The 7206-nt window shown below is 65.9% G+C and carries 7 protein-coding genes; 6 read left to right on the top strand and 1 reads right to left on the bottom strand.

Annotation, left to right across the window (positions count from 1 at the left end):
* From BRAO375_RS00790 to BRAO375_RS00775, 4 genes are all read left to right on the top strand, one after another.
* The coding region (locus tag BRAO375_RS00790; RefSeq protein ID WP_035638236.1) for a branched-chain amino acid ABC transporter permease at positions 1 to 1009 on the top strand (1009 nt) is incomplete at its 5' end.
* Positions 1006 to 1797 (top strand): ABC transporter ATP-binding protein, encoded by a 792-nt coding sequence (locus BRAO375_RS00785; RefSeq protein WP_009025535.1) that lies wholly within the window; start codon positions 1006 to 1008, stop codon positions 1795 to 1797. The genes BRAO375_RS00790 and BRAO375_RS00785, both read left to right, overlap by 4 nt.
* Positions 1794 to 2498, top strand: a complete 705-nt coding sequence (locus BRAO375_RS00780) for an ABC transporter ATP-binding protein (protein ID WP_009025534.1) — start codon at positions 1794 to 1796, stop codon at positions 2496 to 2498. Before BRAO375_RS00785 ends, BRAO375_RS00780 begins: the two co-directional genes overlap by 4 nt.
* Positions 2499 to 2511: 13 nt before the next feature.
* Entirely contained in the window at positions 2512 to 3027 is a 516-nt protein-coding gene (locus BRAO375_RS00775) for a MarR family winged helix-turn-helix transcriptional regulator (RefSeq protein ID WP_009025533.1), read from the top strand.
* Between the two features lie 272 nt (positions 3028 to 3299).
* On the opposite strand, the gene BRAO375_RS00770 is transcribed toward BRAO375_RS00775, so the two are convergent.
* Positions 3300 to 4496, bottom strand: a complete 1197-nt coding sequence (locus tag BRAO375_RS00770) for an amidohydrolase family protein (RefSeq protein WP_009025532.1) — start codon at positions 4494 to 4496, stop codon at positions 3300 to 3302.
* Positions 4497 to 4792: 296 nt separating this feature from the next.
* On the opposite strand from BRAO375_RS00770, the gene BRAO375_RS00765 reads away from it, so the two are divergent.
* The gene (locus BRAO375_RS00765; RefSeq protein WP_009025531.1) at positions 4793 to 5674 is read left to right on the top strand and encodes an aldose 1-epimerase family protein; all 882 of its coding nucleotides are present in this window, start codon (positions 4793 to 4795) and stop codon (positions 5672 to 5674) included.
* Between the two features lie 322 nt (positions 5675 to 5996).
* The gene (locus BRAO375_RS00760) at positions 5997 to 6416 is read left to right on the top strand and encodes a hypothetical protein (RefSeq protein WP_035638227.1); all 420 of its coding nucleotides are present in this window, start codon (positions 5997 to 5999) and stop codon (positions 6414 to 6416) included.
* Positions 6417 to 7206 lie beyond the last annotated feature (790 nt).

The raw sequence follows: 7206 nt of genomic DNA, 5'->3' as shown, positions 1-7206 counted from the left end.
CCGTACGCCCGGTCTCACGGTCATTCCCTGGCGTCCGCTCAGCTCGGTGGAGCGTCTCGCATCTCTCGTGGCGCTGGCGTTTGCCGCGATGCTGCCCTTCATCGCCGGCAACTACGCGCTGACCGTCGGCTCGGAGATCGCGATCTTCGTGATCTTCGCCGCGTCGCTGCATTTCCTGATGGCGGTCGGCGGCCTCGCCTCGTTCGGCCACGCCGCCTATTTCGGCCTCGGTGCCTATGGCGTCGCGTTCCTCGCCAAGATGGCCGGATTGCCGATGATCGCCTGCCTGCTGCTGGGACCGCTGCTCGGCGCGCTCGGCGCGGCCGTATTCGGCGCCTTCGCCGTGCAGCTCTCTGGCGTGTACTTCGCAATGCTGACGCTTGCCTTTGCCCAGATCGTCTGGTCGATCGCCTTCCAGTGGGTGGCGGTGACCGGAGGCGACAACGGCATCCTCGGTCTGTGGCCAGAGAAATGGGCGGCCTCGCCGTCTCATTTCTACTGGCTTGCGCTCGGCGTCTCCGCATTCGTCGTCAGCGTGCTCCGCCTCGTCACCTTCTCGCCGTTCGGCTACGCCTTGCGCGGCATGCGCGACTCGCCGCTGCGCAGCGAATCCATCGGCATCAACGGCAAGCGTATCCAGTGGACGGCCTTCATCATCGCCGGCACCACGGCCGGCATCGGCGGCGCGCTGTTCGCCTATCTCAAGGGCAGCGTGTTCCCGGACAACATGGGCATCTCGCTATCGGTCGATGCGCTGGTCATGGTGCTGCTCGGCGGCGTGGAGACGGTGCCCGGTGCGATCTTCGGCGCCATCGTCTACAAGGCACTCAACATCTGGCTGGTCAGCCAGACCGACTGGTCGAAGCTCGTGCTCGGCATCTTCATCGTGTTGATCGTGGTCGTGTTCCCGAAGGGCATCGTCGGCGTGGTTGAGAGTGTCATGCACCGGCGACGTGCGGCCGCCCCTAAGCCAACGGCCCTGTCGGCCAAGATGGAGGGCGCGCAATGAGCCTCGGTGTGTCCCTGCTCTCGGTCGAGAGCCTGTCGAAATCCTATGGCGGCATTCATGCCGTGCGCAACGTGTCGTTCATGCTGCAGGCCGGCGAGATCCTGGCGCTGATCGGGCCGAACGGCGCGGGCAAGAGCACCTGCTTCGACATGCTCAACGGCCAGAACGTGCCGGACAGTGGCCGTATCACGGTGATGGGGCAGGAGACCACCGGTCGCAAGCCGCGCGAGGTCTGGCGGCTCGGGGTCGGCCGCACCTTCCAGATCACCGCGACCTATCCGACCATGACCGTGCGCGAGAACATCCAGGTCGCGCTGGTCTCGCATCATCGCCGCCTGTTCGATTTCTGGACGCCGATGATTTCGATCGAGCGCGGCGAGGCCGATCGTCTGCTCGATCTCGTCGGCATGGCCGGCTATGCCGAGCGTCCCTGCGGCGAGCTAGCCTATGGCGACCTCAAGCGGCTGGAGCTCGCGATCGCGCTGGCCAACCAGCCCAAGCTGTTGCTGATGGACGAACCTACTGCCGGCATGGCGCCACGCGAGCGCGTCGAGCTGATGCGGCTGACCGCTAAAATCGCACGCGAGCAGTCGATCGGCGTGCTGTTCACCGAGCACGACATGGACGTCGTGTTCGAGCATGCCGACCGCATCCTCGTGCTCAATCGCGGCAGCCTGATCGCGCAGGGCTCGCCGGCCGAGGTGCGCGCCAATCGCGAGGTGCAGGCGATCTATCTCGGCGAGGGCCTGCTGTACGACGCCCGGCATCGCGAGGGAGCCTCGGCATGAAGCTGTCCGTTTCCAATCTCAACAGCCATTACGGCCCGGCGCACATCCTGTTCGACATCGGCCTGGAGGTCGGCGAGGGCGAGGTGGTGGCGCTGCTCGGCCGCAACGGCGCCGGCAAGTCGACGACCTTCCGCTCGATCGTCGGCCTCGTGGCGTTGCGCGACGGACAGATCATGTTCGAAGGCAAGGACATCTCCAGCGCGCCGACGCATGAGATCGTCCGTGCCGGTCTCGGCTACGTTCCCGAGGAGCGTCGCATCTTCACGGACCTGACGGTCGAGGAGAATCTCGAGGTCGGCCGGCAGAAGCCGCGGCCCGGCGCGCCGCAATGGACGCGTGAGAAGCTGTACAAGCTGTTTCCCAATCTCGGCGAGATGAAGAACCGGCCCGGCGGACGCATGAGCGGCGGCGAGCAGCAGATGCTGACCATCGCCCGCACCCTGATGGGCAACCCGTCGCTGGTGCTGCTCGACGAGCCGTCCGAGGGCCTGTCGCCGAAGATCGTCGAGCAGATGGTCGATGCCATCCTGACGATGAAGAAGGAAGGCGTGTCGCTGATCGTGTCGGAGCAGAACCTGCACTTCGCGAAGCTGATCTCGGATCGCGCCTACATCATCGAGCGCGGCCGCATCTGCTTTGCCGGCACCATGGCCGAGCTCGACGCGCGGCCCGACATCCGCGACGCGCATCTGTCGATCTGAGGCAAGGACAATCATGGCGAAGACGGCCACGTTGAAAAGATCGACAAAAGCGCCGACCAAAGCGACGCCGAAGCCGGTGACCAAGGCGGCCGGCAAGGCAGCGGCCAAGCCGGCAAAAGCGAACTACGTGCTGGACGACCAGATCGGATTCATTCTGCGCCAGGTCTGGCAGCGCCACACCATGATCTTCGCCCGCGACATCGGCAGCAACCTCACGCCGACGCAATGGGCGGCGCTGTCGAAGCTGGTGGAGACGGGGCCGTGCTCGCAGAACCAGCTCGGTCGTCTCACAGCGATGGATGTTGCGACCATCAAGGGCGTGATCGATCGGCTGACCGCGCGTGGTCTGACCGAGACGAGCGCGGATCCGCAGGACGGCCGGCGGCTGCTGGTGAGCCTGACCCGTGCGGGCCAGCAGCTCGCGGAAAAGACCGCGCCGCTGGCGCTCGCGATCTCCAAGGAAACGCTTGCGCCCCTGGACGCGAAGGAGCGCGAGACGCTGCTGTCGCTGCTGAGCCGGCTGCGTTAGTTGTTGCGAAGGCGGGCAGCGTAGGGTGGGCAAAGCGCAGCGCGCCCACCATTCTCACCACGCCCGCATCTGCCGACGGTGGGCACGCGCCGCCTGACGGCGCCGCTTCGCCCACCCTACGGTCTTTGCTCACGCTCTCCGTCATTCCGGGGCGTCGCGTAGCGACGAACCCGGAATCTCGAGCTGAGGAAAACAATAGCGCAAACCAATCTCGAGATTCCGGGTTCGCCCTTCGGGCGCCCCGGAATGACGAAGTCTGCTTGTTGAAAAACCTACTTCGCCACGATCTCCGGGATCTTCGTCGCCGGCGGCGTGTTCCGGCTGCGCTGGGTGCGGACGATGCCGTCGATGATGGTCATGCCGATGCCCGGGAGGTCCCCGAGCTGCACGCTGTCGAGCAGGGTGTTGGCCGGCGAGTGCTGCGCCTTGTCCATGATGACGAAATCGGCGGAGCGGCCGATTTCGATCAGGCCGCAATCGAGCTCGCGCATCCGCGCGGTGTTGCCGGTGGCGAAGCAGAACGCGATCTCGGCGGGCACGTCGCCGAGCGACGACAGCAGCGACACCATGCGGAGAATGCCGAGCGGCTGCACGCCGGAGCCGGCGGGCGCGTCGGTGCCGAGAATGACGCGGTTGAGCTCGTTCATCTCGCGCGCGGTGCGCAAGGTGAACAGCGCCGAGCGCTCATTGCCGTTGTGCACCAGTTCGAGCCCGGCCTTGCAGCCCTCGCAGATGCAGCGGATCTGATCGTCGGGCAGCGCGGTGTGGCCGCCATTGATGTGCCCCACGACATCCGTGCCGGCTTCCAGCACCACGTCCTTGTCGATCAGGCCGGAGCCGGGGATCGACGGGCCGCCGGTGTGGATCGTGCTCTGGATGCCATACTTACGCGCCCAGCCGACCATCTTGCGCGCGGTCGGGCCGTCCTTGACGCCGCCGAGGCCGACCTCGCCGAGCAGCTTGACGCCGGCCGCCGCAAGCTCCCTGAAATCGTCCTCGACCATCTCGCATTCGATCACCGGCGCGCCGGCATGCACCTTTACCCCGCCCGGACGCAGCGTCCAGAACGCGCGCTGCGCGAAGATCGCCATCGCCTTCAGCCCGACCACGTCGCGGGGACGGCCGGGCATGTGCACCTCTCCGGCCGAGATCATCGTGGTGACGCCGCCATGCAGGTAGGAATCGATCCAGTTGATCTGGTTCTGCCGCGGCGTCCAATCGCCGGCGACGGGATGGACATGGCTGTCGATCAGCCCCGGCGCGACAGTGGTGCCGTGCGCATCGACGATGGTGGTCGCCCCCTCCACGTCCACGTCCTTGTAGCGGCCGATCGCGGTGATCTTGCCGTTCTCCGCGACAATGGTGTCGGCGTCCAGGATCGGTCGCTCCAGCGCGCCGGACAGCATCAGGCCGATGTTGCGGATGACCAGCTTGCTGGGACCGGTTGCTTGCGGCGCGTCATGGGCCATCGGGATGTCCTTCTCTCTGGAAGCGTTTTGCGGCAGTTTGCGCCAGCGCGCGGCGCAGCATCAAGCCGGTCATGGTCATTCGTACACGAATGAATCGTCCGGGCAAGCGGTCGGTCTGCACGAAGTTTCGGCTTGGCTTGCCTCATTCGGCCGCGCCGCAATCGTCGCAGTTCGGCGTCATCAGTGTCCTCGACGGGCTGCGGATCCGCGAGCGCTGAGCCGGCGGGAGAGCTCTGGACGCCGTCAGCGCAATCCGGCATCACGCTGTCATTCCCTGGCAAAGCGGGTGACGCGGCATGAGCGACGACCTCCATACGATCAGCGCCGGCGGCATTGCCGCGACCATCAAGGCCGACGGCGCCGAGCTCTGCTCGCTGAAAGCGGCCGGTGGATTGGAGCTGCTCTGGCAGGCGGGGGCTGCCTGGCCGCGGCATGCGCCCTGGCTGTTTCCGATCGTCGGCCGGCTCAAGGATGACCATCTGCATCATCATGGCCGCACCTATCGCCTGACGCAGCACGGCTTCGCCCGGGACCTGCGCTTCACGTGGCTGACGCGCAGCGCCGATACATGCGTGCTGCAGCTGACCGAGGACGAGACGACGCTGGCGCGCTATCCGTTCCCCTTCCGTCTCACGCTGAGCTACCGGATCACCGCTGATGCGCTCGACGCCGTGATCGAGGTGGCCAACCCGGGCGCGGAGGTGCTGCCGGCCTCGTTCGGCGGCCATCCCGCCTTCAACTGGCCGCTGCTCCCGGGCCAGCCCAAGGAGAGCTACCGGCTGATCTTTGCAGAGCCCGAGCCGGCACCGATCCGGCGTCTGACCGGCGGCTTGCTCCGCCCGCAGCCGGAGCCTACGCCAATCGAGGGCGGTGTTCTGGAACTGAGCGAGCGTCTGTTCGACGACGATGCCGTGATCCTCGATCGGCCGGCCAGCCGCTCGGTTCGGTTTGTCGGGACCAAAGGACCTGCACTGGAATTGTCCTGGGATAATTTCCACCAGCTCGGTCTCTGGTCGAAGCCAGGCGGGGCGCCCTTTCTCTGCATCGAGCCCTGGCATGGCTTCGCCAGCCCGACCGATTTCGCGGGCGAGTTCGCCGCGAAACCGGGGATCATGCAGATCACACCGGGCTCAGCTCAGACCCTGAGCTGCCGCATCAGAATCGACTCATCCGATTAGTATGACTTGTCTGATTAGTATGACTTATGCGAGCGCCCGCTGTCGTGCACAGCGGTAACCGTGACTCGCAGTTTTAGGCCTGGAAAAGGCGCCGGTGTGTCCTACATGAGAGACGGGCGCGGAACTTTGGTTATGATTGCGTCAACGACCGGCGGTTCCTGGGCTTTTTATTCAGGCTGATAACGGTCGATCAACGAACATCATGACGCGCGAGTTGAGGGCATGGCTTGATCGTCCCGCCGTCGCTCTCGCGATCAGTTGTCGCAGGGATCTCGCAGCAGGGGCGCGCAATTGGCATTGCGCGGGAAGACGGGAGGACGAGATGGTGTTGAGAGCGTTCGTCGGCACGATAGCTTGCGCCGCGCTGCTCGTGGGCACCGACGCTATGGCAGGCGCCTATCGGCCGGGTGATTTTCTCAGGCTCGACTTGTCGCGGGCGGTCTTGTCGCCGGAGCCGCTCGGCCCCGAAGCGCATTTCGAGGCGGTACCGATCGAGGCGAAGACCGACCGGCCGGCGGCTGTCTCCCGCTCGGCGATCGATCCCGAGGTGCATTCTGCCGTTCCGCGCGCCGTTGCGACCCGACGGGTTCGTTCCGACAAGACCGCGGAGCGGCCGCGAGGGGCAGCTCGGACCAACCTCGCGCACCGCCGCGGCAACCCGCTGGACGCGCAGGCGATGGATACACGCATCCAGACCTGGCCGTGCAAGCCGGGCAGCGGCGGCATCTGCAGCTGGCGCTGAGCGGGCCGGCGTCGCCCTGATCCGGAACCAATGTCCCGACATGTTGATTGTGGTCGGCCGAGCGCCCGCTTGAACTCCCAAGCGCGCCTCAGGCAGTCTGAGCGTATCCCGCCAAGGTCTTGATGTTCCGAGGCTGCGCCCGCCCGCGGCTGGCCACAGGTCCGCGTTGTTCCAGGAGAGATCATGAACGTCATCGAAACGCAGGGCATCCGTCTGCCCAAGCTCGGGCTCGGCACCTTCCGCATGCAGGGAACGGTGTGCCGCGAGGCGGTCGAGAGCGCGCTCGCGCTCGGCTACCGCCACATCGACACTGCCGAGATGTATGCCAATGAGGATGCGATCGGCGCCGCGCTCGCGACGGCTTCGGTGGCGAGAGAGGATTTGCACGTCACCACAAAGGTCTGGCCGGAGAATCTCGCCCCGGATTCCATCCGCCGCGCGTTCGAGACCAGCTTGAAGAAGCTGCGGCTGGACTTCGTCGACCTCTATCTCATCCACTGGCCGGCCAAGGACATGAACCTGCCGGCCGCGCTGGAGACGCTGATGATGCTGAAGCAAGAGGGGCGCACCCGCGCGATCGGCGTCGCCAACTTCACTGTCGCGCTGCTCAAACAGGCCGTCGAGGAGATCGGGGCGCCGGTCGCCTGCAATCAGGTCGAGTACCATGTGATGCTCGACCAGTCGAAGCTGAAGGCCTACATGAAGAGCCGCTCTATTCCCCTGGTCGCCTATTGTCCCCTCGCGCAGGGACGCGCGGCAGCCGACGAGACGCTGGCTGCGATCGNCNNNA

It is taken from the genome of Bradyrhizobium sp. ORS 375 (assembly GCF_000239775.1).
In the GTDB taxonomy this organism is placed as follows: domain Bacteria; phylum Pseudomonadota; class Alphaproteobacteria; order Rhizobiales; family Xanthobacteraceae; genus Bradyrhizobium.
The sequence above is the reverse complement of the archived record's forward strand: the minus strand, read 5'-3'. Positions and strand labels throughout refer to the sequence as shown.